The organism is Caulobacter sp. BE254, from assembly GCF_031457295.1.
Classification (GTDB): domain Bacteria; phylum Pseudomonadota; class Alphaproteobacteria; order Caulobacterales; family Caulobacteraceae; genus Caulobacter.
Genome location: NZ_JAVDWJ010000009.1, coordinates 150,698 through 176,596, shown reverse-complemented (window position 1 = coordinate 176,596; position 25,899 = coordinate 150,698). Strand labels below are relative to the sequence as shown.

The following is a 25,899-nucleotide window of genomic DNA, read 5'->3' as shown; positions in this document are numbered from 1 at the left end:
CCTCTCCCAGCGAATGTCCAAATCGTCGGATTATATATCGTATAATCTTCTTGACGCCGCGGCGACGAACCGGTTTGTGACAGGATGGGAATTGGGGGCGCGGCATGCCGTTAGGCGGAAGATCAACGGTCAGGCGCGGCGCCGTCCACCTCGGACTCTCGGCGTTCGCCCTAGGTCTCCTGACCGCTTCGGCCGCGAGCGGCCAACCCTTGTCTCCCGCCTCCGCGACGACGACCAGCCCCGCGCCCCTGCTGCCGATCGCCGAGCGCTATGCACGCGCGGACCTGTTCATGCGCGGCGGCCTGGGCCAGTTCATCGTCGACGACAACCTGCAGGCCCGGTTCGTCGCCGACGGTCGTGGCGTGCTCTATCGCCACGGCAAATCCGGCCAGCGCGTCATCACCTACCTGAACCTGGCCGACCGCAGGCAGAAGACGGTCGCTGTCGAGGCTGACCTGGTCCGACAGGTCTCGGAGGCCCTATCGACGCCGCCCGCCTCCCCGCCGCGAATCGAGATCGTCGATTTCGACCCGCGCATCGAGACCCTGACCTTCACCGCCGCCGACAAACCGTGGAAATCGACCCGCGGCGGCGTGGTGGAACACCCGGTCCAGGCCGTTGATCCGGCCTTGTCGCCCGACGGACGGTTCAAGCTGGTCGCCCGCGATTTCAACCTGTTCGCAGTCGACACCAAGAGCGGCCGGGAGGTGGTCCTGACCGCCGACGGCTCGCGCGAACAGCCCTACGGCCGCGACATCCCGCAGCTGTCGCAGATCCTCAAGGCTGGCGTCGAGGAGCCCGACATGCCGGTCTCGGCCCAGTGGTCCCCCGACAGCCGGCGCGTCCTGACCTGGCGGCTCGACACCCGAGGCGTCAAGCGGCTGTCGATCACCCAGCAGAACCCGGGCGGGCTCTATCCGCGCAGCTTCTCCTACATCTACCCGCTGGCCGGCGCGGCGACGCTGCCCCAGGCCCAGCGTCTGGTCATCGACGTCGAGCAGGCCTTCCGCGACGGGGTCGGCAAGATCGTGCCGCTGGCCATCCCGTCCGAGTCCCTGCTCTACCCCGCCGCGCCGGAGATGAGCTGGGACGGCGACCATGTCCGGGCGCAATGGACCCAGCGCGGCTATGGTCAGCTGGTCGTCTATTCGGCCGATCCGGTCAACGGCGCGGCCAGGGTCGTGGCCCGCGAGAAGGTCGCGCCGCTGGTCACCGTCACCTCGTCGAGCCTGCAGCCCGCGCCCGCCCTAGGCGGCGAGCTGGCGATCTCCGAGCGCAGCGGCTGGGCCCAGCTCTATCTGGTCAAGCCCGACGCCCCCGACGGCGGCAAGGCCCTGACCACCGGGGCCTGGGAGGTGCTGTCGATCGACCGTGTCGACCCGCGGGACGGGCTGCTGGTCACCGGGGTCGGCCGCGAGAAGGACCGCAATCCTTATTACAAAGCGCTCTACCGCGTCGGCCTCGACGGCGGGCCTCCCAGGCTCCTGACCCCCGAGCCGCTCGACCACGAGACCACGGTCTCTCCCGACGGCCGCTGGATCCTCGACGAGATGTCGAGCCCGACGACGCCGACCCGCACCGTGCTGCGCGACGCGAGGGACGGACGCCTGATGCTGGAACTGGGCCGGGCCGACCCCAGCGCGCTGTGGGCCACGGGCTTCCGGCCGCCGGAGCCGTTCACCGGCGTGGCCGCCGACGGCGTCACCCCGCTGTACGGCATGATCTTCCGGCCGATCGGCTATGACCCGGCGCGGCGCTATCCGGTGATCGACAACGTCTATACCGGCCCGACCACGACCCAGACCCCGACCTCCTGGCGCGGCTCGGTCTCGGCGACCGGCAACAGCGTCGCCCAGATCGGCGCGGTGGTGGTGATGATCGACGGCCGGGGAACCTCGCGGCGGGGCCAGGCCTTCCGCCTGCCCGCCTACCAGAACCTGGGCGAGGTGGGGCTGGACGACCACATCGCCATGATCCGGCAAATGGCCGCGAAGGATCCAGGGCTGGACCTCACCCGGGTGGGCGTGTTCGGCGGCTCGGCCGGCGGCTACGACGCCGCGCGGTTCGTGCTGCGCCGGCCGGAGTTCTTCAAGGTCGCCGTCGCCTCGTCGGGCAACCACGACCTGCGGCTCGACAAGGCCTGGTGGCCGGAAGTGTCGATGGGCCTGGCGGACGAGGCGACCTGGGAGCGCAACTCCAACATGTCGGTGGCGGGCGCCCTGCAGGGCAAGCTGCTGCTGGTTCATGGCGACATCGACGACAACGTCCCGGTCACCGAGAGCATCCGCCTGGCCAACGCCATCATCCAGGCCGGCAAGGACGTCGACCTGGTGATCCTGCCCAACACCACCCACGCGGTCTATCAGCCGTTCTTCTGGCGCAAGCTGCGCGACTATTTCACCCGCAATCTGCTCGACGAAGCGCCGCCGGCCGCCCAGCCGGCCGCGCGCCTCGTCGCCACCACCGCGAAATGACGAGGCTCCGATGACGAACCTTCGCCCGCTGGCCCTGACGGCCCTGCTGCTGGCCACCACCCCGCTGGGCCTGGGCGCGACCAGCCTGGCCTGGGCCCAGGAACCGCCCGCGGCGGCCAAGAAGGTCTTCGCGCCGATCGCCAGGACCCCCTATCGGACCGCGCAGTTCCGGCTGGAACTGCGCACCGACACCCAGACCCTGGCCCGGCTGTCGCCGACGGGCGAGACCGGGTTCGACTTCACGCCCGGCGCGCGGGAAGCCGAGCGCCAGGGCGACGGCTACGTCCATGTCGGCGACATCCACCTGCGCCTGCGCACCGAAGGCGGCGCCTGGCGCGACTTCAGCTCGGCGCACCAGCGCAAGCCCATCCGCCGGCTGGCGGCCGGCGGGGCGACCCTGGCGGCGGCCGACATCACCGCGTCTCTGGGCCCGGATTCGCCGCTTCGCGTCGAACGCCGCTGGGTCGCCGAGGGCGGGGCGCTGGCCCTGCGCTTCGTCCTGACCAACACCTCCAAGCAGGCCGTGGAGGTCGGCGGCCTGGGCCTGCCGATGGTGTTCGACAACATCATCACCGACCGCTCGCTGGAAGAGGCCCACGCCCAGGCCAGCTTCGTCGATCCCTATATCGGCCGCGACGCCGGCTACCTGCAGGTGACCCGCCTGAACGGCAAGGGTCCGGCCCTGCTGGTCCTGCCGGAGAAGGCCACACCGCTGGAGGCCTACCGGCCGATCCAGCAGGCCGGCCGCGGCGCCAAGCCCGGCGACATCTTCACCGACCGCAGCGAGCGGGGCCAGACCTCGGAGGGCTTCTACGACTGGACGGTCGCCAGCAAGGGCTTCGCCGAGCAGGACTGGAAGACCGCCGGCGAACAGTGGAACACGCCCACCAGCTTCTCCCTCGCCCCCGGGGCCAGCCGCACGATCGGCGTGCGCCTGGTCACCTCGCCGTCGATCCGCGCGATCGAGGACACCCTGGTCGCCAACGGCCGCCCGGTCGCCGTCGGCGTCCCCGGCTATGTCGTGCCCACCGACCAGGACGCCGCCCTGTTTCTGAAGTCGCCCAAGCCGGTTACCCGGATCGAGAGCTATCCGGCCGGGGCGCTGACCGCCACGCCGGTCAAGTCCGGTTCGGGATGGTCGCGCTACGCCGTGCGCGCCTCGGGCTGGGGCCGCGCCACCCTGTCGATCACCTATGCCGACGACACGGTCCAGACCGTCTCCTACTTCATCACCAAGCCGCTCGACCAGACCATGGCCGACCTGGGCCGGTTCTCGACCACCAGGCAATGGTTCGAGGATCCGTCGGACCCGTTCAAGCGCTCGCCGGGCATCCTCACCTACGACCGCCAGGCCGACAAGATCGTCACCCAGGATCCTCGGGTCTGGATCTCGGGCATGAGCGACGAGGGGGGCGCGGGCAGCTGGGTCGCGGCGATCATGAAGCAGCTGGACAACCCCGACGCCGGCGAGGTGGCCAAGTTGGAGCGGGTGGTCAACGAGACCATCGTCGGCGGGCTGCAGGTGGCCGAGGGCGAGCACGCCGGCGCGGTCAAGAAGAGCCTGTTCTACTACGCCCCCGACGAGTTCCCGACCTATTACGACCCCAAGACCAACTGGAAGTCCTGGACCTCGTGGTCGAAGAAGGACGCTGGCGACCTTGGCCGGTCCTACAACTATCCGCACGTCGCCATCGGCCACTGGGTGCTCTACCGCCTGGCCCGCAACCACGACGGCCTGGTCAAGACCCACGACTGGCGCTGGTATCTGGACCACGCCCAGACCACCGCCGTGGCGATGATGCGCGACGCCCCCTATTACGCCCAGTTCGGCCAGATGGAGGGCGACGTCTTCGTCGACATCCTGAAGGATCTCCGCCGCGAGGACATGACCGCCAAGGCCGACGAACTCGAGGCCCTGATGAAGGGCCGGGCCGACCACTGGAAGACCCTGCCCTATCCGTTCGGCAGCGAAATGGCCTGGGACTCCACGGGCCAGGCCGAGGTCTATGCCTGGATGCGTTTCTTCGGCCACCAGAAGCAGGCCGACGAGACCCGCGAGGTGATCCTCGCCTATGACCCGACCATCCCCAGCTGGGGCTACAACGGCAACGCCCGGCGCTATTGGGACTTCCTCTACGGCGGCAAGGTCCCGCGCATCGAGCGGCAGATCCATCATTACGGCTCGACCCTGAACGCCGTGCCGCTGCTGGACGCCTACCGCGCGGACCCCGGCGACCTGCACCTGCTGCGGGTGGCCTATGGCGGCCTGATGGGCGGGGTCACCAACATCGACCGGGAAGGCTTCTCGTCGGCGGCCTTCCACTCGGCCCCGGACATGATGTCCTGGGATCCCTACAGCGGCGACTACGGCATGGGCTTCTTCGGCCATGCCTATGCGGCGGCGACCTATCTGGTCAACGATCCGACGTTCGGCTGGCTGGGCTTCGGCGGCAATGTCAGCCAGGCCGACGGCGTGGTGCGGATCGCGCCCAAGGACGGGGCGCGCACCCGGCTGTTCGTGGCCCCGATCGGCGCCTGGCTGACCCTGGAAGCCGGCAAGATCGACGCCGCCGCCTACACGCCGGCCACGGGCAAGCTGACCCTGACCCTGGCGGCGCGGGACGCAACCACCCCGGCCGCCCGGCTGCTGGTCGAGGCCACCACCAAGGGCGCCCGCCCCTATCGCCCGGCCGGGGCGGCCTTCGAGCGGGGGGCCTACACCCTGCCGCTGACCGACGGGCCGACCACGATCGAGCTGGCCCCGAACTGATCCGCGAAGGCGTAGCGACATGACCAGGATCGAACAGCGCAGGGCCCATCCATGAACATCGTCATCGTCATGGGCGTCCTGGTCACGATCCTGACCGGCGTCCCCGTGCTGCTCCAGCTGCTGCGCGATCACCCCCGGGGGCTGCTGATCCTGTTCTTCGCCGAGATGTGGGAGCGCTTTTCCTATTACGGCATGCGAAGCATCCTGATCTTCTACCTGACCCAGCACTTCCTGTTCGACCCGAAGACGGCCAGCGCCCACTACGGGTCCTACACGTCGCTGGTCTACCTGCTGCCGCTGATCGGCGGCTTCCTGGCCGACCGCTATCTGGGGGCCCGCAAGGCGGTGATCTTCGGCGCCCTCCTGCTGATCGCCGGCCACCTGACCATGGCGATCGAGGGCGCGCCCGCCACCCAGACCCTGACCTATGGCGGCCACACCTACGACTTCGTCTCCGAAGGCCGCGGCGAAGGCCGGGTTTCGAAGCTGATCGTCGAGGCCAAGCCTTACGCCGTGGCGGCCTCCAAGTCCGGCGACTTCGCCGTGCGGGGCCTGCCGGCCGACGCCCCGATCCCGGCCGTGCTGGCCAAGGGCCAGTACCAGCTGGGCGTCACGGGCCGGGACCCGCTCTATCTGAACGTCTTCTGGTTCGCCCTGGCCCTGATCATCGTCGGCGTCGGCTTCCTCAAGCCCAACATCTCGACCATCGTCGGCCAGCTCTACCCGGCGGGCGATCGCCGGCGCGATCCGGGCTTCACCCTCTATTACTACGGCATCAATCTCGGCTCGTTCTGGGCCTCGATCCTCTGCGGCTTCCTGGGGGTGACGGTCGGCTGGTGGGCGGGCTTCGGCCTGGCGGGCCTGGGCATGGTCGCCGGCTTCGTGGTCTTCGTGCTGGGCAAGCCGCTGCTGCGGGGCAAGGGCGAGCCGCCGGTCCCCCAGCAGCTGGACAAGCCGCTGCTGGGACCGCTGACCCGCGAGGGCCTGATCTACGGCCTGTCCCTGGTGGGCGTCGCGGCGGTGTGCCTGCTGGTGCGCTACACGGTGATGGTCAACTGGACCCTGATCGCCGGCATGCTGGCCTCGCTGGGCTACATCCTGTGGTTCATGATCGCCAAGTGCGACAAGGTCGAGCGCGAACGCCTGGGCCTGGCGGTGTTCCTGATCTTCGGCGCGGTGGTGTTCTGGACCCTGTTCGACCAGGCCGGCTCGTCGCTGAACCTGTTCGCGGCCACCAATGTCGACCTGGACCTGGTCGCCAAGCCGGTGCGGTGGCTGAACGGCGCGATCACCCTGGCCGCCCCCGAACAGCTGGCGGCGGCGGGGATCGACCGGGCCTCGACCTTCTGGATCAACACCAGCTTCAACGCCGCCCAGACCCAGGCCCTGGGCTCGGGCTGGCTGCTGATCTTCGCCCCGGTCTTCGCCTTCCTGTGGACCTGGCTGGGCCAGCGCGGCAAGGACCCCAACCCCGTCGTCAAGTTCGGCCTGGCCCTGCTGCAGGTCGGGGCGGGCTTCCTGCTGCTGCAACTGGGCGCGCACCTGGTCGACGGCGCCTTCCGCATGCCGCTGATCTTCCTGCTGCTGATGTACATGCTGCACACCACCGGCGAGCTGTGCCTGTCGCCCGTGGGCCTGTCGCAGATGACCAAGCTGTCGCCGGCGGCGATGGTGTCGTTCGTCATGGCGGTCTGGTTCATGGCCGTGTCGATCGCCGGCAAGGTGGGCGGCTTCATCGCCGGCCTGACGGCCACCGAGACGGTGGGCGGCCAGGTGCTGGATCCGGCCGCGGCCCTGGCCCGATCGCTGGCGGTGTTCAACTGGATCGGCGGGATCGCCATGGCCATTGGCCTGGCTTTCCTGGGCCTGGCGCCGATCCTCAAGAAGTGGTCGCACGGCTCGGACGAGACCGACCATCATGCCCCGGTGGACACCGCGACGAACGCCGGCTGAGCGGCCGGCCTTTTGGCGGATAGTCGTTCACTTGCCCCCTACGGGTCGCTTCGCGACCGTCTTCCCCCAGAGGGGGAAGAGCCTCTAGCGCGAAGGCTCCGCCCCCTATGGGGGCGGACAGGCGGCGAAGCCGCCAGGTGGGGGCAAGTGGGTGTGATCTCATGCGGAAAGCCGCTGAGCTGATGGGAAGGGTGCGAAGCTCCCGGGCCTCGCCCGGAGTAGCTTTGATGTTTTGCACCACTGGGGACACGCCCTTGCGGCGTGTCCCCACGCGGGAGGCGCTGCAAACCATCCTCCACACAGAAAGACAGCCACCGGCGCTGGGCGCGGTGGCTGTTGAGTTCACCTAGGGGAGGATGGCCCCGGGGCCCCTCGACCACCGCCGCCGATCCCCGGAAGAAGTTGAAAGCCTCAGAAATCCATGGTCAGGCCCACGAACAGGGTCCGGCCCATCGGATCGTAGACGCCCGGATAGGTGTTGCCGTTGCCGAAGGAACTGAGCAGGCCGGCCGCGATCACCGGCGGGTCCTTGTCGAAGGCGTTGTTCATGCCCGCGCGCAGGGACAGCTGTTCACGCACCTTCCAGTTGGCCGCCAGGTCGAAGTAGCTGTAGGCCTTGATCTTGCGGTTGATCTCGACGTAGTCGCCCTGCAGGAACGGGTTGCTGTTGTTGCTCGACAGGTCGGTCCCGCCGAAATAGCGCCAGTTGACCGAGACCGTGGCCGGGATCCACGGCAGGCTCCAGGTGGTCCGCAGCTGGTGGCGCCAGGCCGGGTTGGGCTGGCCGCAGGTCGGGCCGAACAGGCCCTTGCAGTTATAGGCGCCCAGGCCCGGCAGTTGCTCGATCTTGCGGCTGTTGAGGTAGGTGCCCACGAAGCTGAAATCGAGGCTGCCCCAATCGCCGCCCTTGGTCAGGGACGACAGGTCCAGGCGATAGTTGCCGGTGACGTCCAGGCCAGAGGTCTGCAGGAAGCCGGTGTTCTGGTTGGTGGCGACGATGTAGCCGCGGTCGCCGAACAGCACGCCCGAGGTCGGGTCGCGGTGGAACAGGCTGCAGAAGTACGGATTGCTGGTCTGGACGCACTGGTTGATCACGGTCGGGGCGTCGACCGAGCCGATATACTGGTCGACATAGATGTCGAAATAGTCGAGCGACATCGAGAAGCCCGGCAGGAAGCGCGGGGTCAGGACGACGCCGGCGGTACGGGTGTCGGCCACTTCCGGCTTCAGGTCGGGATTGCCGCCGCCCTGGGTGACGCAGGTCTCGGCCGGGCACTCGGGGATCTTGCCGTACTGGGCGGCGGTGACGCCGGTCAGGGCGCAGGCCGCGGCCGACGCCGTCGGCGTAGCGCCGGCGCAAGGGTCCACCGCCGAGACATTGCCCAGGCCTTGGGCCGCGAACAGCTCGCTGATGTTGGCCGCCCGCACCGCGCGGTTGTAGCTGGCGCGGAACCGAATGTCCGAGGTCGGCGCATATTGCAGCTCGACCTTGTAGGTCGAGACCCGGTTGTCCAGGTAGTCGTACTTGGAGGTCCGATAGCCGGCGTTGACCGACAGGCTCTTGATGAACGGCGCGTCCTGGACCAGGGGCAGGTCCATTTCGCCATAGGCTTCGGTGACGCTAAAGGCGCCGGCGTTTTCCTTGGTGCCGGCGGCCTGGGCCAGGGCGTCGGCCTCGAACTTCAGCTCCTCGCGGCGATGCTCGACGCCCAGCGCCAGGGCCAGGCCGTCGTTGGCCCACGGACTCTTGATACCGTACTGGCCAAGGTCGCCGTTCACCGTCGCGCTCAGCACCTTCTCGCGCTGCACACCGTGAGTGTAGGTCGGGGCGTAGAGGTACTTGTAGGCCGCCGCGCTGAGGCCCTGGTACTTGAACACGTCGATCGGCACGCAGCTCGGATCGGTGCCGTCGACCACCGACTTGCAGGTCGGGGTTCCGTTGACGTTGACCACCTGCAGGGCCTTGGCGGCCTTGGCGTTGTCGACGTTGTTCTTGTAGCTCTCGTCGAGCACCACCTGCGAGTAGAGGAAGCCGGCGTCATAGGTCCAGCCCGGCGCGATCTCGCCGCGCGAACCGAGGTTGATGCGGTAGGCGGTGTGGCGCAGGTCGTCGCGGCGGGGCGAGCTGCCGGGTCCGGTCAGCCGGTAGCCGATGAAGGTGTCCTGGTTGACGTCCGCGCCCGCGGCCGAGCCGCACAGCGTCGCGGCCTGGGAGGCCGACATCAGCGGATTGTTGCAGTTGATCTTGAACGTCGTCCCCTGGAACAGGGCGGACGGCGCCGCCTGCGAGAAGGTGTGGTCGTCCATGAACATGAAGCTGCCGTAGACCTCGGCGGCCTTGCTGATCTCGTAGTGGGCGAAGGCGCCGGCCGTGTAGCGGCTGTCCGAACGCTGGATGTAGTTGGTGGGCGCGTAGTTGTAGAGGAACGAGCTGTTGTACGGGACCCAGGTCTTGTTGCCGTCCTTGGTGTTGTTCAGCGTCTGTCCGGCGTTGGGGCCGCTGAGCAGGGTGAACAGGCCGTACTCGTTGTTGCTGGAGCCGCCGCAGACCAGGGCGTCGTTGCGGTCGCCCGTCAGGTTCAGGCCGCAGGCCGAGTAGTCGCGGCTGTCCTGGGTGACCGGCTTGAGCTCGCGATAGCCGGCATAGAAGGTGACATTGCCCTTGCCGTCCGGCGCATTGATCCCGAAGGCCAGGTTGACGTCGGTTCGCGCTCCGTCGGTGACCGAGCTGTCCGGCAGCTTGTAGCCCGCCGCGGTGATCAGCGACCGGGGATAGCCGTTGTCGTTCTTGTGCTGGGCGATGCCGTACTGGGCGTCCAGCCGCAGGCCGTTGAGGTCCTTCTTGAGGATGAAGTTGACCACGCCGGACACCGCGTCCGACCCGTAGACCGCCGACGCGCCGCCCGTCACCACGTCCACCCGGTCGACCAGGGCGCTGGGGATGAAGTTCACGTCCGCCGTCTCGGCCGGCAGCATCCGCTGGCCGTCGACCAGCACCAGCACGCGGCTGGACCCCATGTTGCGCAGGTTGACCCGCGCCGTGCCGTCCGAGCCGTTGGAGCCGTTCTCGTTGGAATCGGCGGTGAACTGCGGCAGGCGGTTCAGCACGCTCTCGATCGAGGTGGCGCCCTGGTACTTGATCTCGTCGTCGCCGACGACGGTCATCGGGCTGGCCGAGACCAGGTTGGGCCGCTTGATGCGCGATCCGGTCACCACCACCGCGTCCAGGGTCGCCGGCTCTTCGGCCGTGGCGACCTGCTGGGCGAAGGCGGCGGGGGGCCCGGCGACGACCGACAGGACCGCAACGGCCGCGGCTCCCGCCATCAGATCAAGGCGCGCCAGTCTGCTGCGCATGGAAATTCCCCTCCAGAACGACCGCGCCTCCCACAGGCGCGTTTCGGCCAGAAGGAAGGCACGATAATATTATTTATGTCAAATATCTTATACGATATACATATAACGTTGAGCGGGCGGCCCTATCCAGCGGCAGTTGCAAGCCATGGCTGGAGCGGAATCGCGGATCACGGAGAGGACAGCGCCGTCCATCGCCACCACGACGGACGGCGGAATTGGTGATGCTTGACAACGGCAGGCGCGGTGGCGTGATGCCCTGATGTTCGGATCGTCGCGCGGCAAGCCGCTGGAACTCGTGCCGTTCAGCCAGGCGAAACCCCGGACCTTCAGCCCGCTGCTGTGCGACGGCCTGACGGCGCGCGGTCTTTCGTCGTTCGCGGACCTGCTCGCCCTGCACGCCCGCCTGCAGCGGGACCATCCGGACCACCGGGTGCTCGCCTCCCTCGACGACCTGGGCCAGGCCTCGTACACCGCCGGCCACGGCACCGACTATCACGGGCTGGACGAGGTCGAGGGCCACGACCTGTCCGGGCTGAGCCCCGAAGTGTTCGAGAACGGCCAGCACCAGGGCTATCTCAGCACGCCCGCCGAATTCCCGATCCGCCTGGCCAACCTCCTGGCGCGCGCCCGCGACATTCGGCTCGAGGCGGTTTTCGGACTTTTGGATTGGGAGACGTCCGGGGACGCCAACGACCTGGTCACGATCAACACCGACCCCGAGGCCTTCCTAGGGATCGCGCGGGAACAGGAGGTCCTTTTTCAATTCGCGCCGGTCCAGTCCGCCGCCGAGGCGATCGCCGCCTTTCCCAACGGCTATTTCCAGTCCGACCTCAGCCCGATGCAAAACCTCGTCCTGGCGCGGCGCCTGGAGGCGGAACACGGCCTGTCGCTGTTCGGGATCGGCGCGCGCCTGCTCGGGTTTCGCCGCGCGGCGGCCCTGGGCGAAGACCGGGCGCGAGCCCTCGCGACGGAGCTCGCCACGCTCTACGCCAAGACCCCTCCGACCGCGGCCGATCAGCTGGCGAGGCTGCTCACCGGCCGCGACTGGCTCCTGCTCCGCTACACGGAAAGCTGAACAAGCCCCGCCTACTGCACCTCGGTGGCCCGGGCCGGACGCGCCTTGTCCGCTTGCGTCCCCTCGCCGCTGAACGGCTCCAGGCGGAAGGCGACGCGGGTCGGCTGCAGCCTGGTGCGGTACTTCATCTGCGGCAGGCCGACATGGCTCCAGGCCGTGTCGCCGCCCACGCCCCATTGGGCCGAGTCGACCAGCAGGGTGACCTCGCCGTGCGGGACGATGTCGGTGGACTTCCACGCCCCCGGCGCGCGGCGATAGAGGTCCTGGTAGGGGAAGGCCAGGGCGTTCATCATCAGCGGCTTTTCGCCGGTGACCTTCAGGCCCGCGCCGCCGCCGCTCAGTTCCATCCAGCGGACGTCGATCTTGTTGCCGGTGTCCTGGGGCCGCATGTAGTCGTGGTTCTGGTCGGCGATCGCCCCGCGCCACAGGCCGATCGGGGCGGACGTATAGCGGTCGACATAGGTCTCGTGCGGACCTCGGCCATACCACTCGACGGTTTTGAGGCTGGTCGGGGCGGTGAACCACAGGCCCACCCGCACCGGCGGCGGCAGGTCGTCCTTCAGCGGGGTCAGCTCCCCGGCCACGGCCACCGAACCGTCGCCGGCCATGGTGTAGGTGGTCACGAAACGGGCCGCCCCCGCGCCCAGGGCGTAGTCGACGGCGATCTCGACCCCGCTGTCGGTCTTGCGCGTGCTCAGGCCGCGCAGTTGCCGCGTATTGGTCATCGTCTGCCAGGGCCGCTGCTGGGAGACGATGCCGTTCAGGGTGTCGTTGTCGGTCTCGGCGCGGAAGAAATTGGGTTGACCGCCCTTGGCCAGGACGACGCCGTCCTTGGCGTAGCCCGCGACCAGGCCGGTGGCCTTGTCGATGGTCAGGGTGGCGCCGGCCGCCGAAGCGGTGATCGCCGCGCCGGTCTCGGCCAGCGCCACCGGGCCCGAGCGGGCGACCGCCGGAGCCGACGTCGCGGCCAGCGCGAACTGCTCCCAGCCGACCGTGTAGCCTGCCGGGGTCAACGGCACGGCGCCGTCCTTGGCCTTGGCGCGCACTGTGACGAAGTATTCCGCGCCCGGCTTGCGCGGCAGGGCCGGCAGCGGCAGGGCGATCGTCTGGCTGGCGCGAGCGGCGGTCGCCAGGGCCGGCAGCTGGCCCGAGGCGATCGCGACGCCGTTCTCCTCCAGCGTCCAGTCGAAGTCGAAGCCCGACAGGTCGCGGAAGTCGTGGCGATTGGTCACCGTCACCTTGCCGGTCGCCGGGTCGAAGCCGCCGAACTGGATCGGCGAGAGCACCTTCTGCACCTCGTAGAGATGCGGGTTGGGCGTGCGGTCCGGCTGGTTGAGGCCGTCGCCGAACTCGACGTCGCCGCCGGGGTTGGGGCCGTACTCGCCGCCATCGCCCCAGTAGCGGCGACCGTCCTTGGCGTAGCGGTACATCGACTGGTCCACCCAGTCCCAGATGAAGCCGCCCTGCAGCTTGTCGTACTGGTAGATGGTGTCCCAGTAGTCCTTGAAGTTGCCGCCGGAATTGCCCTGCATGTGCGAATATTCGCACTGGATCATCGGCTGGGTGCGGGTCGGATCCTTGGCCCAGTCGACCATCTTCTCGATGTCGTCGTACATCGGCGCGTAGATGTCGACGAAGGCGTTGGGCTCGTGCTCCCAGTCCAGCGTGCCCCAGCCGAGATAGGAGATCAGTCGCGAGGGATCGCGCTTGCGGGCCGCGGCGGCGGCCTTCTCGAAGTTGGGACCAATGCCGGCCTCGTTGCCCAGCGACCAGAAGATCACCGAGGGGTGGTTCTTGTCGCGCTCGACCATGTTCATCACGCGGCTGACATGGGCCTGCTCCCAGGCCGGGTCGAAGCCGATCTGCAGCTTGGGCCGCAGTTCCGGATGCTTGTTGGCGTAGTCCATATAGGCGTGGCTCTCGATGTCGGCCTCGTCCATCACATAGAGGCCGTATTCGTCGGCCAGGGCGTACCACAGCTCGGCGTTGGGATAGTGCGAGGTGCGCACGGCGTTGATGTTGTTGCGCTTCATCAGCTCGATGTCGCGGCGCATCGAGGCTTCCGAGATCACGTGGAAGGTCTCGGGGTCGTGCTCGTGGCGATTGACGCCGCGGATGACGATCGGCTTGCCGTTGACCGCCACCCGGCCGTTCCTGATCTCCACGGTGCGAAAGCCGATCCGTTGCGGCGTGGCCTGGATGACGCCGCCCTGGGCGTCCAGCACCTCGACCAGCAGGGTGTAGAGGTTGGGCGTTTCGGCCGTCCATTGGCGCACGCCCGGCACGCTGGCCGCCAGGGTCTCCGTCCTAGCCGCGCCGGCCGCGACCTTGGCTTCCTTGGTCAGCACAGTCTTGTCGCCGTCCAGCAGGCTCATGCGCACGGTGACCGGCTTGTCGCGGGCCGCCAGGGCCACGTCGGTCGACAGCACGCCATCCTTGTAGGCCTTGTCCAGGCCGGCATGGACGAACAGGTCGCTGGCCGCGGCCTTGGGGACAGCCTTCAGATAGACCGACCGCTCGATGCCCGAGACCCGCCAGAAGTCCTGGTCCTCCAGGTAGGAGCCGTCCGACCAGCGGTGGATCTGGATGGCGACGATGTTGGCCTGACCCGGCTTCAGCAGCTTGGTGACGTCGAACTCGCTGGGCAGCTTGGAGTCTTCCGAATAGCCGGCCTCCACGCCGTTGACCCACACCTGGTAGGCCGAACCGGCCGCGCCGATGTGCAGGATCACGTCCTGGCCGCTCCAGCCGGCCGGGATCTCGAAGGTGCGGCGATAGGAGCCGACCGGATTGGTGGCGTGGGGGATCAGCGGCCGGTTGGCCGGGAACGGATAGGTGATGTTGTTGTAGCGCGGCTGGTCATAGCCCTCGGTCTGCCACAGGGCCGGGACCTTGATGGTCTTCCAGGCCGAGACGTCATAGTCCGGGTTCTCGAAGCCTTCAGGAACCGCGTCCGACGACGGCGAGAAGCTGAACGACCACGGCCCGTCCAGCGACTGGTAGCGCGCCGACCGGGTCATGTCGCCGGCCAGGGCTGCCTCGCGGCTCTCGAACGCAAAGTGCGTGGCGCTGGCCGCCAGCTTGCCGCGCGCGAACACCGCCGGGTTTTCCCAGTCCGGACGCGAGGCGTCCACCTGCACCGGCTGGACGCGGGGATCCTCGGCGTGGGCCGCCGTCAGCAGTCCGAACGAGGCGAAGCCCGCCAATAGAATCCGTCGCATACGAACCTCTTCTCATGGGGCGGCTCGCCCCGTCTGTCGGTGTAAATCTGGATCAAACCGCGATCAGCGACGCGGCCTGGCAATGGGCGCGAATGAACTCGGCCTGGGACGGCATCCGCCGGACGGCCTGCGCCGTCGCTTCGGCGATCCGCGCCAGCCGCGCCCCGACCTGGTCGAGGGGCAGGCCCTCGGCCAGCGGCTCGCCGCCCTCGACCTTAGGCCCCTGCCCGTCCAGCACCGCCAGCCAGCTGGTCTTGGTGAAGAGCTCGTCGCTCTCGCGGAACACCCGCCCCGTCGCGCGATAGATGCGCAGCCGCTCGAGCAGGGTGTCGGGAACGGACATCCCGGCCAGCTGCTCCCAGTAGGGCGTGTCGTTCCGTTCGGTGGCGTGGAAGTGCAGGATCAGGAAGTCGCGCACGCTGTCGAACTCGGCCGCCATCAGCCGGTTGTAGCGCCGGGCGTCGGCGGGCTCGAAGGCGCGGGTCGGCAGCATTTCCAGCAGCCGGGCGATCCCGACCTGGATCAGGTGGATGCTGGTGGATTCCAGCGGCTCCAGGAAGCCGCCGGCCAGACCCAGGGCGACGACGTTCTTGACCCAGCCGGCGGGGCGCCGACCAGCCTGGAACCGCAGCACGCGGGGTTCGGCCAAGGGCTCGCCGTCGAGATGGGCCAGCAGGGTGGCGGTCGCCTCGTCCTCGGAGACATGGCGGCTGGAAAACACGTAGCCGTTGCCGGTGCGGTGCTGCAGCGGGATGCGCCACTGCCAGCCGGCCTCCCGGGCGGTCGAGCGGGTATAGGGCGTCGGCGGGCCGGCATTGGCCGACGGGACGGCCACGGCGCGGTCGTTGGGCAGCCAGCGCGACCAGTCCTCGAACGGGCTTTCCAGCGTCTGGCCGATCAACAGGGCGCGAAACCCCGTGCAATCCAGGAACAGGTCGGCGGCGATCCGCTCGCCGTCCTCCATGGTCACCGACTCGACGAAGCCGTCGCCGCCCCGCAGGTTGACGGCGGCCACCTTGCCTTCGCGGCGCACGACCCCGGCCGCCTCGGCGTGGGCGCGCAGCAGCTTGGCGTAGAGGGCGGCGTCGAAATGGAAGGCGTAGGCCAGCTGGGATAGCGGTCCCGAGCCCGGCTGGGGCCTCGCGAAGCGCCCGGCCGCCGCGGCCTGGGCGCAGATCGAATAGGCCTCCAGCGGCTCGGCCCGTCCGGCCTGGCGCAGCCGTCGCCAGGCGCCCTCGAACGGCGCGGGGCCGAAGTCGGGGCCATAGACGCCGAACGGATGGAAATAGCGGTGGCCGAGCCTGCGCCAGTCGACGAACTCGATGCCCAGCTTGAACGTGCCCTTGGTCTCGCGGACGAAGACGTCCTCGTCCAGGCCGATCATGGCGTTGAAGGCGCGGATCGGGGGGATGGTCGCCTCCCCCACCCCGACGATGCCGATCTCCTCGGATTCGATCAGGGTGATCGCCGGTCCATGGGGGCCCAACACGCGGGCGAGGGCCGCGGCGGCCATCCAGCCGGCCGCCCCACCCCCGACGATGGCGATGCGGGTCAGCGGCCCGTCTTCACGCGAGGTTTCGGTCAGCATCGGATCGATCGAACCATGTCTTGCGTGCGGACCGAAGGTGTTTTGTCGAAAAAAGCGCCGACGTGGCGCGCCGCGCGCCACGTCGGCTAGCAGGGGAGGTCAGTAGGTGATGCGCAGCGCGACGCCGAAGCGGCGGTCGTTGAGCTGGTACTGCAGCGGCGCGGCGGGCGTGCCGATGTAGAGCACGTTCATGCGGTTGTTCAGGTTCACCGCATCCACCGAGAACGCCACGTGGTCGTTGATGTCGACGCTGAGCGACGCATCCAGCGAGGCGTAGGGCTTGGCGTATTGCGCCAGCCCGTTCGCGCCGCTGCCCGATGTCTGGTCCAGATAGCTGGAACGCCAGTTGTAGGCCAGCCGCCCGGACACCGGCCCTTTCTGATAGAGACCGATCAGATTGTAGCTGTTCTTCGACAGCTTCTCGAGCGGCAGCTGTTCGGACGAGTCCGATCCGGCCGAGAAGAAGGGGTTCGTCACGCTGCTGTCGACATAGGTATAGTTGGCCTGGACGCCCAGCCCGCCAAGCAGTCCGGGCAGGAAGTCGAAGAACTGCTGGTAGCCCACTTCCAGGCCTTTGACAGTCCCGCTGCCCGTATTGACTACGGTGCTGACATCGTAGACTTGGCCGTTGAAGGTGCGGTCGACGTGACCGCTGGCCAGGAATCCATCGACCTTCTTGTAGAAGACGCCGGCGGTCAGCGAGCCGGTGTCGGAGAAGTACCATTCCGCGGTCAGGTCGTAGTTATCGGACTCGATCGGCCGTAGCGCAGGGTTGCCGGAACTGGCGGTGAGAACACCGTTCGTATCCGGGCGGTTGAGCGTCACATTGGTTGACAGCTGATCGAAGTTGGCTCGCGCCAAGCCCTTGGAAAAGGCGAAGCGGGCCTGGATCGTGTCGGTCAGCTTGGCGCGGAGATTGAAGCTGGGCAGCGCGCGCGTGTAGGTCTTGCTGACATCGATAGGCGAGGCTCCGCCGTTCGCGTCGATCAGCGTGCCGGTGGACGTCGCTTCGGTCCGGACCACCCGCACGCCGAGGCCGCCGTCGATCTGGACACCCGCCACTTCACCGGCGTAGTCGGCTATCGCCCAGCCGGTATAGGTCTTTTCCGTTTGGCTGTTGAGGTCGCGCGGGCCGAACGCGTCCTGGGTCTGGGCGCCGAATAGAGCGTAGAGCGCCTTGGTCTGAGCCCAGACGCCGTCGCCCTTCGGGAAGGCGGGATAAAGGATACCGCCCTTGACGGTGTTGCCGTCGAACCACCGCATCGACGGACCGGGCATCGACAGTTCCGGATGGGCCGACAGCGGCACCAACGGCGTGCCGTTTGGAGCCGAACAGTTGGCGTCTGGCCCCAGGGTTGTGATGCAGACGCCGTGCCAGGTGCCCCGCAGGTCGATGCTGTTGTCGGAATAGCGGGCCCCGCCGCGCAGTTTGTCGAAGAACCCGCCTTCCAGGTCGTACTCGACGTCCGCCGCGAACGACAGGGTGTCGGCGTCGTTGCGCTGCAGGGAGTCGGCCATGTACGGCGTGGTGTAGTTGGCCGGGTTGTTCAGGACCGAGGCGTCACGCACCTCCCAGCGCGGATACTTGCCGGTCAGGTCGAAGTCGACGATCGACTTGTGCGGCGCGGTCAAGCCGGTCTGGCCCGACTGGGAGTACAGCGACAGCACGTGGCCGTTACGGTCGGCGTTGTAGTAAGACTTCAGGTACTGGGCGTCGAAGTTGGCCTTGAAGCGCTCCGTCGGCGTCCAGGCCGCGTTCAGCGTGAAGTTCTGGCTCTGGCTCCAGAGCTGCTGGTCGTAGCGCCCGGTCTCGAAGGTCTGGTTCTGCAGCGCGCCCTTGGTGGCGTAGCCCTCGTCATTGAACGCGAAGCTCGCGCCGGGCAGCGGGTCGGTGCCATAGCTGGTGACGTTGCCGTTGGCGTCCGTGACGTTGGACCGGTTGTTGAAGTCGTAATAGTAGGCGCCCGTCCGGTTGAACCAGTACTTGGTTCGCTGGTACTGGGCGGTCAGCAACAGGGTGTCGCTGGGCTTCCACTGCACGGCGGCGGCGACGCCAAGCCGCTTACGATCACCGGTATCGTCATAGATTTCGAAGCCGTAGGGAATCTGCGCGTTGGCCGGCGCGCTGGCGATCGAACCCGGCTGAACAGCGGCGAACGGGCCAGCCAGGAAACCGTCCTGGCGATAGCGGCTCTTGCTCAGGACGGCGTTGACCAGAACGCCGATCTCGCCGATCGAGGTGTCGAAACGATCGCTGTAGAGGCCCGAGATCGAGCCGCCGTTCTTGCGGACCCGATCGTAGTAGTTGCCGCGGAAGGTGGCGCTGAGGACCCGCTTGGGCGAGTCGAACGGCAACCGGGTGCGCAGGTTCACCGCCCCGCCGACGCCGCCTTCGATGATGTTGGCGGGGGCGTTCTTGTAGACATCGATGCCGGCCAGAAGTTCGGGCGGCACGCCTTCCAGATCGAAGGCCCGGCCGCCGGACGCCGAATAGACCGCGCGTCCGTCGAGGAAGTTCTGCACCTGGGTCAGGCCGCGCACGGCGATCGCCGGCTGGGTGCGGTGGTCGAAGTCGGTGGCGCCCTCGCCATAGCGGCGCTGGATCTGGACGCCGGTCACGCGTTGCAGGGCCTCGGTGGTGTTGGCGTCGGGCAGCTTGCCGATGTCCTGGGCCTGGATCGAATCGACGACCTGGTCGGCGTTGCGCTTGATCGCCTGGGCCGACCGCAGGCTGGCGCGGACGCCGGTGACGACGATCTCGGAAACGGCGGCCGTGTCGGCTGGCGCCTTGGCCGTGGACCCGCTGGTCTGGGCCGTGGCCGAGCCGGCCGTCGCGCAGACCCCCAGGGCCGCCACCGACGCGCTCACCATCAACCTGAACTGAACACCCCTCATCTCGTCATCCTCCTGGCTTCGATTCGTCACGCTCTCGTACGGCGTGATTTCATGTCAGACATATGCCGCTCGCATTTGTACTACAAGTACGATTTTATTCAGTCAGACCCGTAAATGATATTTTTGTATAACCGCCAACCTGGAACAGGCGTTCCACGTGACGGGTGACGCCATCCGGCGCGGCTTTCCTGACAAAGCCATCGGCGCGCCACCCCGATCGGAAGGGCCGATCCGCGCGATCGATGGCCGCCGGTCGATCGAGGGCCGGACCTTAATGGTCAAGCTTGATAGGGAAAACAGGACTTTAGCGACGAACCGTGCTGGACGACCAGGGATTCGGCCGCCTTCACGCCCGAGGTTTCGCGCACGCCCGGCCCACCGCATTTCGCACCCTGACCGCGCCCAAGGCGTCCAGGCCGGTCCCGAATCGCGCCATCGCTCCGGACGGGAGAGAGCGTAGGACTGCCGGTTTTGTCAGGCGGCTCGGGTTGCCGCGACCTATCAATTGTCATACAAATTTGACGCAGACACTTTTATAAAAACACGGGGGCTTCATGGCGTTGTCGCGACGCGGGATCTTCGGCCTTCTGGCCGGACTGGCGATCAGCCCCAGGGCCCTCGCCGCCCCGCCCTCGTCGACACCGGCGGTCAGGGTCACCCTGCGCCCGGCCCTCGACCGCGCGGGGCCGGCGTTCGAAGGCTGGGGTACGGCGCTGGCCTGGTTCGCCAACGTCACCGGAGGCTGGCCCGACGCCGAACGCCGGCGGCTGGCCGACCTGTTCTATGGTCCCGACGGCCTGGGCTGGACGATCGGACGCTACAATATCGGCGGCGGCGCCAGGCCGGGCGACCCGCCCCATCTGCGGACCGGCGCGGCGGTCCCCGGCTTCTGGCGCCAGCCGGCCGGCGCCGAGGGCCAGGACTGGTGGCGCCCCGACGACGAGTCGATGTGGGACTGGTCGGCCGACGCCAACCAGCGCTGGTGGCTCGACGCGATCAAGGCCCGCGTGGACCAGCCGATCCTGGAAGCCTTCTCCAACTCGCCGCCCTGGTTCATGACCGTCAGCGGCAAGGTGTCGGGCGCCGTCAAGGGAACGGACGACAATCTGCGCCCCGGCCTGGAGCCGCTGTTCGCCGCCTATCTGGCCCGGGTCGTCGACGAGCTGCAGCGGCGCCACGGGATCGCTTTCCGAACCCTGTCGCCGGTCAACGAACCCAACACCGACTACTGGTTCGCGGCCAACACCCAGGAGGGCGCCCACTGGTCGCCGGCCCGACAGGCCGCCATGATCGTCGCCTCGGCCGCCGCGCTCCGGACGCGAGGCCTCAAGACTGTGGTCAGCGCGCCCGACGAGACCAATTCGCACCTCTTCCTGGCCGACTGGGAGGCCTATCCGGCCGAAGCCCGCGCGGCGGTTGGCCAGCTGAACGTCCACAGCTACGGCGTCGTCAACCAGACGGGCGTGCGCGACGTGGCCACGGCCTCGGGGATCCGGCTGTGGATGTCGGAGAACGACACGCCGCTCGACAAGGAGCCCGAGACCTTCGACGGCATGGGCTCGCCGCTGGCCCTGGCCGAACACGTGGTGATGGACCTCAAGCGGCTGGAGCCGGCGGCCTGGGTGTTCTGGCAGGCGGTCGAGGACCTGAGCACGCGCGAGGGCAAGCCCGGTTCGAACTGGGGCCTGGTCAAGGCCGACCTGCGCGGCCCTCCCGAGGGTCCGCACGCGATCCATGTCACCGCCAAGTACCACGCCATGGCGCACTTCAGCCGCTACATCCGGCCCGGCTACCGGCTGACGCCGGTCGATGACCTGGACACGGTCGGCGCCGTGTCGCCCGACGGCGCCGAACTGGTCCTGGTGCATGTCAACGGCGGGATCATGCCGCGCGACCTGGCCACGCCCCTGGCGGGCTGGTCGGCCCGGATGGTCGTCACCGACGCGACGCGCCGACTGCAGCAAATCGCCGGAACCGTCGCCCCGCCCCGCTCGATCGTCACCCTGGTCCTGCGCCGGGGCTAGTCGTGCCGTAGCGCCTTGCCCGGCTCGGCGGACGCCGCCGACCAGGCCAGGCCGCCCACCGCCGCCAGGCCGATGGCGATCGCCGCCGCCGCGCCGCCGATGAAGATCAGCGGACCGACGGCGACGGGATCGTCGAACTGCGACAGCCAGCGCCGCAGCATCCAGTAGGCCAGGGGCCAGGCGATCAGGCAGGCGACAGCCACCGGACGCAGGAGCTGGCCGACCAGCAACCGGGCCACCTGGGCGCGGGTCGCCCCCAGCACCTTGCGCACGCCGATCTCCCGCGTTCGACGTGAGGCGTTGAACGCCGCCAGGCCGTAGAGCCCGATGCAGCCGATCCCCGCCCCCACCATGGCGCCCAGGCTGAACAGGTTCGTGCGATCGCGCTGGGGCTTGTAGTAGCGGTCCAGATTGACCAGCGCGGTCTTGCCCTCGAACGGGACGTCCGGCGCCGCCTGGCGCCAGGCGGCTTCCAGGCGCGCGCGGACCTCAGCCTCGCTCAGGCCCGAATAGCGCACCAGGGTGATCGGCCAGCCCGCCGGCCAATAGGCTGGATGGCCGTTGAACGTGTAGAGCTTGGCCGGGGTCTTTTCGGTGGGGCTGTAGAAGCGGGTGTCCTCAACGATGCCGACGATGCGGGTTTTCCGCCCGTTGTAATCGAGCAGCTTGTCCAGGGCCGCCTCGGGCGAGGCGTAGCCCAGCTGGCGCACCGCCCCGCGACTGATCACGGCGTTGGTCACCGTCTCGGGACCCGCATTGGGCACGTACTGCTCGTCGCCGCCATGGGCGAGGTCGAGCAGCCGCCCGGCGACCAGACGAATCCCCAGCGTCTGGAAATAGTCCGGACCGGTCGCGGACCAAAGGAGCGTCGGCGCGAGCGCGGGACCCACGGGCCGGTCCAGCCGTATGGCGGTCGTATTGACGTTTATGGCCTCGTCGGCCGGGGCCGTCGTGCTGGCCGTTACGCCGCTCACGCCGGGGATGCGCTGGGCGGCGCTCCAGAAGGCCTGGCGCTGTTGCGGAGTCACCCCGACGCCGCGCGTGGCGGTGACGAGATAGAGCCCGTCGCGCCGGAACCCGAAATCCAGGCTCTGCATATGATGGACCTGGCCGAGAAAGCCGAGCATCAGCACGAAGGCGGCGACCACCGCGGCGAACTGGACCATGATCAGCCCCTCCCTCAGCCGCGCCCCGAACCGGCCGCCGCTCGGCGTACGGCTAGAAGCCAGGACCTGGGCGGGCTGGTAGGCCGAGAGCATGAAGGCCGGATAGATCGCGGCCGCCAAGCCGACCGCCAGCACCAGGGCGAAGACCACCGCCACCCAGGCGCCGTCCGCGCGATAGTCCAGGCCCAGCGACAGCCCGCCGGCGGCGTTGATCAGCGGCAGGGCCAGCTCGACCGTCGCCAGGCCGATCAGGAAGGCCAGGGCGATGGTCAGGGCCGCCTCGCCCAGGAACTGCAGGCGCAGGACGGCGGCCCCGGCGCCCAGAGCCTTGCGCACCGCCACCTCGCGGGCCCGCAGTCCCGCGCGGGCGGTCGCCAGGTTCACATAGTTGATCAGGGCCAGGCCCAGGGCAACCCAGCCGACCAGCCTCAAAGTCTCGATCGCGGCGCGCTGCTTGGGGTCGATGAGGTGCACGTCTCGCAACGGAACGAAACTCAGCCTCAGCATCTCGTGCGGCGTGACGGCGTCGCCGAAGGCCTTGCCCACCCGGCGATCGACGAAGGCCGGGAGTTGCGCTTGCAGGGCGGAGACCGCAGTCGGATCGTCGAACTTGAAATAGGTCTGCAGCGTAACGATGCCCCAGGCGCTCCAGCCTCCCATCGTCGTCGCGACATCGCGCGGCGTCAGGAGGCGCACGAAGTCCAGCCTCAGATTGCTGTTCTTGGGCAGATCCTTGATCACGGCGGTGACGGTGTAGGCGTTTCGGCCAGCCAGATCGCTGATCTCAAGGCGGCGGCCGACGACGTCGACGGCGCCGAAATACTTGCGGGCCATGGTCTCCGACAGGACCAGGCTGGCCGGATCCCGCAAGGCCGAGGCGCGGTCGCCGGCGACCAGAGGGACCTGGAAGAAGGCCAGGAAGTCGGCGTCGACCAGCTCGATCTGTTCGCTTGAGACCGTCGCGCCCCTATGGATCACCGCCGCCTGGTTCCAGTCCCGCACGCCTCGAACCTGCGGATAGTCGAGCTTCATCTCCTCCAGCAGCCCCCCCATGGCCCCGACCCGCGCGCCCGGCGCGATGCCCGGGACGTTGAAGGCGATGCCGGCGGCGTAGATCTTGTCTCGCTCCGGCGTCCAGCTGTCGTAGCCAGTCTCGAAACGGTGCAGCAGGCTGAGCATGACGAAGGTCGCCACGCCCAGGCTGAGGCCCAGCAGGTTGAGCGCGGCGTAGAGCGGGCGCCGGGTGAAGGAGCGCCAGAAGGCGGTCAGGATGGACTGCAGCATGGCGCGGCTCACAGGGCCTGGGCGACGGAGGCCACCAGCCGGCCGTCCAGCATGTCAATGCGCCGGCTGGCCTGGTCGGCGTGGCTGGGCGAGTGGGTGACCATGACGATGGTTGCGCCGGCCGCGTTCAGGCCCTTGAGGATGTCCATCACCTGGGCGCCGTTCTCGGTGTCGAGGTTGCCGGTGGGCTCGTCGGCCAGGATCAGGTCCGGGTCGCCGACGATCGCGCGGGCGATGGCCGCCCGCTGCTGCTGTCCGCCCGAAAGCTGGTGGGGAAAGTGCCGGGCGCGATGGCCGATGCCGACCCGGTCCATGGCCGCCTCGACTAGCGCCCGGCGCGAGCCCGACCGGCTCTTGCGATAGATCAGGCCCAGCTCGATGTTCTCGGCGATGGTCAGGTCGTCGACCAGGTTGAAGCTCTGGAAGATGAAGCCCAGATGCCGGGCCCGGTGCAGGGCCAAGGCGCCCTCGCTGCGCTTGGCCAGGTCCTCGCCCTCGAACAGATACTGGCCCGAGGTCGGGCGATCGACCACGCCGAGAATGTTCAGCAGGGTGGACTTGCCGCATCCCGACGGCCCCATCACGGCCGCGAATTCCCCGCGCCGGATCGACAGGGAGATCCCGTGGAGCGCGGTGGTCTCGATCTCGTCCGAGCGATAGAGGCGGGAGATGGACTGCAGTTCGATCATGGTCGTCCCTTCGATCGGATCCGGAGAATTTTCGCCTTGGCGACGTCCTGCGCGCCGGCGGTGACGATGCGCTCGCCGGGCTTGAGGCCGCTCAGCACCTCGGCCTGCTCGGGGTTGCGACGTCCCAGCACGATCGCCCGCCGCTCCGCCCGCTTGCCGTCGGCCGACAGCGCGAAGGCCCAGGCTCCGCCGGTGTCGTTCAGCCAGGCGCCCGACGGCGCGACGACCGCGGCCTGGGGCCGTCCCAGCGACAGGCGCAGGTCGATGGTCTCGCCGCGCCGAAGGCCCTGGGGCGCGGCGCCGTCGAACGCCAGTTCCAGGGTCGCCCGTCCTTCGGCGATCTGCGGGAACACCTTCGTCACCCGGGCCGAGACCGCATGGTCGCGAACCGTCGCGGTGGCGCTCTGCCCCGCCGACAGCCGGGGCAGGTAGAATTCGTCCAGCTTGGCGCGCAGCTTGTAGGCGCCCTCGGCGTCCACCTGACCCAGCGGATCGCCCATCCGCACGGCCTGGCCCGGCTTGAGATCGAACGCTGTGAGCCGGCCGGCCGTCGGCGCCCGAACCACCAGTGCCGAACGGCCGGCGCGGGTCTCTTCGAGGCTGCGGCGCAGGTCCTGGGCGCTGCGGGCCGCCTGGGCTCGCTGCTCGGCATAGAAGGCCGCGTCCGAACGCTGCGCCGCCCGCAGGGTGGCCAGGCGATTCTTCTGGTAGTCGACTTCCTCGAGATAGGGTTGCACGGCCGAGGGGCTCAGCATAGCCTTGGCCAGCAGGATCTGCCGCCGGTCCAGGTCCTGCCGCGCCCGGCTCAGGGCGTGGGCGGTGTCGGCCAGGGCCTGTTCCCGGTTCTCCTCGGCGCCCTTGAGGCTCATCAGCCGGCCGGTGTTCTCGCTGAGCCGGGCGGCGATGTCGGCCTCGCGCGACGTCACCTCCAGGCTCAGTTGCGGATTGGACAGGCGGGCCAGTTCCTGTCCGGCCGCGACCAGGTCCCCGTCGGCGGCCAGGACGGCCTCGACCCGACCGGCGGTCTCGGCGGCGATGAACGTGGTCTGGGCGGGCGCGACCTCGGCGCGCAGCGGCGCATAGTCGAGGTAAGGGGCGCGGACCACCGTGCCGAACGACAGGCCCGCCGCGTCGACATCGACCGTGCCGGCCCTGGGCGAAAGCGCCCAGGCCAGCAGCCCCGCGGCGGCCAAGGCGGCGACGCCGGCCGCCCAGCGCTGCGCGGGGGTCATCCGCCACCGCCGTTCGACGCGGCGATCCATGCCGCCGGCGCTGGTTGGGGAAGTCGAGGCGAGCTTGCTCATGCTTACAGGCTAATACAGGTCGCGCAATTCCAATAAGCCTCTGGTTTTATTTGACTTATGGATCATTACACGAGATTCTCGGCTCTTATGACATCGCCAATG

At 68.6% G+C, this 25,899-nt stretch carries 12 protein-coding genes; 5 read left to right on the top strand and 7 right to left on the bottom strand.

Annotation, left to right across the window (positions count from 1 at the left end; genetic code table 11):
- The first annotated feature begins 209 nt into the window (after positions 1–209).
- From J2X41_RS17040 to J2X41_RS17030, 3 genes are read left to right on the top strand one after another with little or no spacing between them, the layout of a single operon-like run.
- Positions 210–2,474: a prolyl oligopeptidase family serine peptidase gene (locus tag J2X41_RS17040; RefSeq protein WP_310083366.1), complete on the top strand. Its 2,265-nt coding sequence runs from the start codon at positions 210–212 to the stop codon at positions 2,472–2,474.
- 10 nt (positions 2,475–2,484) lie between these two features.
- Positions 2,485–5,244 (top strand): DUF5695 domain-containing protein, encoded by a 2,760-nt coding sequence (locus J2X41_RS17035; protein WP_310083363.1) that lies wholly within the window; start codon positions 2,485–2,487, stop codon positions 5,242–5,244.
- A gap of 51 nt (positions 5,245–5,295) precedes the next feature.
- Complete coding sequence (locus J2X41_RS17030) at positions 5,296–7,197, top strand: MFS transporter (RefSeq protein ID WP_310083361.1); 1,902 nt, start codon at positions 5,296–5,298, stop codon at positions 7,195–7,197.
- 411 nt (positions 7,198–7,608) lie between these two features.
- Here J2X41_RS17030 and J2X41_RS17025 read toward each other — a convergent pair whose 3' ends face one another.
- Positions 7,609–10,551, bottom strand: a complete 2,943-nt coding sequence (locus tag J2X41_RS17025; RefSeq protein ID WP_310083358.1) for a TonB-dependent receptor domain-containing protein — start codon at positions 10,549–10,551, stop codon at positions 7,609–7,611.
- A 259-nt stretch (positions 10,552–10,810) separates the two neighbouring features.
- Between J2X41_RS17025 and J2X41_RS17020 the strand changes: the two genes are divergently transcribed.
- Positions 10,811–11,626: a hypothetical protein gene (locus tag J2X41_RS17020; RefSeq protein ID WP_310083355.1), complete on the top strand. Its 816-nt coding sequence runs from the start codon at positions 10,811–10,813 to the stop codon at positions 11,624–11,626.
- 11 nt (positions 11,627–11,637) lie between these two features.
- Here J2X41_RS17020 and J2X41_RS17015 read toward each other — a convergent pair whose 3' ends face one another.
- The 3 genes from J2X41_RS17015 to J2X41_RS17005 all read right to left on the bottom strand — a co-directional run bounded on the left by J2X41_RS17015 (position 11,638) and on the right by J2X41_RS17005 (position 19,330).
- Positions 11,638–14,847, bottom strand: a complete 3,210-nt coding sequence (locus tag J2X41_RS17015) for a glycoside hydrolase family 2 TIM barrel-domain containing protein (RefSeq protein ID WP_310083352.1) — start codon at positions 14,845–14,847, stop codon at positions 11,638–11,640.
- Between the two features lie 52 nt (positions 14,848–14,899).
- Positions 14,900–16,435, bottom strand: a complete 1,536-nt coding sequence (locus J2X41_RS17010) for a tryptophan 7-halogenase (protein ID WP_310083350.1) — start codon at positions 16,433–16,435, stop codon at positions 14,900–14,902.
- A 99-nt stretch (positions 16,436–16,534) separates the two neighbouring features.
- Positions 16,535–19,330 (bottom strand): TonB-dependent receptor, encoded by a 2,796-nt coding sequence (locus tag J2X41_RS17005; protein WP_310083347.1) that lies wholly within the window; start codon positions 19,328–19,330, stop codon positions 16,535–16,537.
- 554 nt (positions 19,331–19,884) lie between these two features.
- On the opposite strand from J2X41_RS17005, the gene J2X41_RS17000 reads away from it, so the two are divergent.
- On the top strand, positions 19,885–21,354 hold the full coding sequence (locus J2X41_RS17000; RefSeq protein WP_310083344.1) for a glycoside hydrolase: 1,470 nt from the start codon (positions 19,885–19,887) through the stop codon (positions 21,352–21,354).
- On the opposite strand, the gene J2X41_RS16995 is transcribed toward J2X41_RS17000, so the two are convergent.
- The 3 genes from J2X41_RS16995 to J2X41_RS16985 are packed head-to-tail and all read right to left on the bottom strand — an operon-like array spanning position 21,351 to position 25,797.
- Positions 21,351–23,804, bottom strand: coding sequence for an ABC transporter permease (locus tag J2X41_RS16995; protein WP_310083342.1), 2,454 nt, complete (start codon positions 23,802–23,804; stop codon positions 21,351–21,353). The genes J2X41_RS17000 and J2X41_RS16995 overlap by 4 nt on opposite strands.
- 8 nt (positions 23,805–23,812) lie before the next feature.
- Positions 23,813–24,493: an ABC transporter ATP-binding protein gene (locus tag J2X41_RS16990; protein WP_310083338.1), complete on the bottom strand. Its 681-nt coding sequence runs from the start codon at positions 24,491–24,493 to the stop codon at positions 23,813–23,815.
- Entirely contained in the window at positions 24,490–25,797 is a 1,308-nt protein-coding gene (locus J2X41_RS16985; protein WP_310083334.1) for an HlyD family efflux transporter periplasmic adaptor subunit, read from the bottom strand. The genes J2X41_RS16990 and J2X41_RS16985 overlap by 4 nt, the downstream gene beginning before the upstream one ends.
- Between the last annotated feature and the right edge of the window lie 102 nt (positions 25,798–25,899).